The organism is Streptomyces sp. NPDC107562 (genome assembly GCF_055657325.1).
This window is the reverse complement of the sequence record NZ_JBVKBE010000041.1, coordinates 1-1,600: the sequence shown is the minus strand read 5'-3', so window position 1 is coordinate 1,600 and position 1,600 is coordinate 1. Positions and strand designations below refer to the sequence as shown.

At 69.3% G+C, this 1,600-nt stretch carries 1 protein-coding gene; it reads right to left on the bottom strand.

The window, feature by feature from the left end; translation table 11 throughout:
- On the bottom strand, positions 1-1,600 hold a 1,600-nt coding region (locus tag ACZ7LV_RS38955; protein ID WP_471946092.1), incomplete at both ends, for an acyl carrier protein.

Genomic DNA, 1,600 nt, shown 5'->3' with positions numbered 1-1,600 from the left:
TTGCTCGCACCGTCCTGGTTCAGCGCCGAACCCCGAATCACCGCCAGCACCTGATGACCGTTGCGCCGGGCATCCGACAGACGCTCCAGCACCAGTACGCCCACGCCTTCGCCCCAGCCAGTGCCGTCGGCATCCGCCGAGAACGCCTTGCAGCGGCCGTTCGGGGAGAGGGCACGTTGGCGGCTGAACTCGATGAAGGACTCGGGGGTGGCCATGACGGCCACACCACCGGCGATGGCCATGGAGCACTCACCCTGGCGCAGTGACTGCGCGGCCAGGTGGATGGCCACCAGCGAGGACGAGCAGGCCGTGTCGATCGAGACCGCGGGACCTTCGAGACCGAGGGTGTAGGCGACACGTCCGGTGACGATGCTGCCGGACCCGATGTTGCCCGCGTAGTCGTGGTACATGACGCCGGCGAAGACGCCGGTCTGGCTGCCCTTGAGGTCGGCGGGGACGATGCCCGCCTGTTCGAAGGCTTCCCAGGCCGTCTCCAGCAGCAACCGCTGCTGTGGGTCGGTCTCGGTGGCCTCGCGGGGCGAGATTCCGAAGAACGCGGCGTCGAAGTCGCCGGCGTCGTGGATGAATCCGCCCTCGCGGGTGTAACTCGTACCCGTGTGATTCGGGTCCGGGTGGTAGATCGCGTCCAGGTCCCACCCACGGTCGGTCGGGAACTCGGAGATCGCGTCCCGGCCTTCCACCATGAGCTTCCAGAGGTCCTCCGGCGACGCGACTCCGCCCGGGTAGCGGCAGCCCATGCCGACGATGACGACCGGGTCGTCGTCGGCGGCGCTGCGCAGCGAGGGAAGTGTCTCGGCGGCAGCGGGTATCTCGCCCGAGACCTCGGCGAGGAGGAAGTCCGCCAGGACGTCGGAGGACGGATAGTCGAAGACGAGCGTCGCCGGCAAGCGCACCGCCGCCTCCGCACTGAGGCTGTTGCGCAGCTCCACCGCCGTCAGCGAATCGAAGCCCAGATCCTGGAACGCCCGCCCCGGCTCGACCGACTCCGCCGACGCGTACCCCAGCACCCGCGCCACCTGCGCCCGCACCACACCCAGCACCAGCGCCCGACGCTCGTCCGCCGACAGCCCCACCAACCGATCGGCCAGGCCGTTCTCCGTGGCACCGGCGATGTCCTGGGACGTGACCGCAGCCGAGCGACGGACGCGCGGGCCGGTCAGTTCACGGAAGAGCGGCGAGAGGGTGTCGCCCTGTTCGCGCAGGGCGGGGATGTCGAATCGTGCGGGGACGACCGTCGCCCGGTCGGACGCGACAGCGGCGTCGAACAGCGCCAACCCGTCCTCGACAGACAGGGTACGGATGCCCGTCCTGTCCATCCGCTCCAGATCTGCGGTGGTGAGCCGACTGCCCATCCCCCTCGACTCTTCCCAGAGTCCCCAGGCCAGCGAGGTCGCCGGCAGCCCCATGCCCCGCCGGTACTCCGCCAACCCGTCCAGATACGCATTCGCCGCCGCGTAGTTCGCCTGACCCGCGCCACCCACCGTCCCCGACAACGACGAGAACAGCACGAACGCGGAAAGATCCAACTCCCGCGTCAGCTCATGCAGATACCAAGCAGCATCCGCCTTCGGACCGAGCA